This window comes from Pseudomonas sp. HY13-MNA-CIBAN-0226, from assembly GCF_040310305.1.
In the GTDB taxonomy this organism is placed as follows: Bacteria; Pseudomonadota; Gammaproteobacteria; order Pseudomonadales; family Pseudomonadaceae; genus Aquipseudomonas; species Aquipseudomonas gregormendelii.
Genome location: NZ_JBEOPS010000214.1, coordinates 1 through 277 on the forward strand (window position 1 = coordinate 1; position 277 = coordinate 277).

Annotated in this window: 1 protein-coding gene; it reads right to left on the bottom strand. The window is 41.2% G+C overall.

Going from position 1 to position 277, the window contains the following annotated elements; translation table 11 throughout:
* Window positions 1-229, bottom strand: a 229-nt coding sequence (locus AAEZ05_RS28465; protein ID WP_350649927.1) for a hypothetical protein, incomplete at its 3' end; no start/stop codon positions are given.
* Window positions 230-277: the final 48 nt, after the last annotated feature.

Here is a 277-nt window from a genome sequence, read left to right on the forward strand (position 1 = left end):
CCATAATGCCCCATGGCAGCTTACTTTTTTGCCAATTAAAGTTTTTGGGGAAATACTCTAAGTATAGGCGCATACATTCGCGGCTACTCAATAGTGCTAAAAAGCTGTCATCATGCTGCTCACACAAAAATGCTAAGTTAAAGTAAGCATCAGGGTCATTCATATTCTCTAATACTAAAAACTGAGCAATATCACGAGCCACTTCATAACCTTCTTTCTCCAGCGTCATCTGTATCACTTGGAATGAGGTTGGCGGCTGCTCATCAAAGTCTTGCAC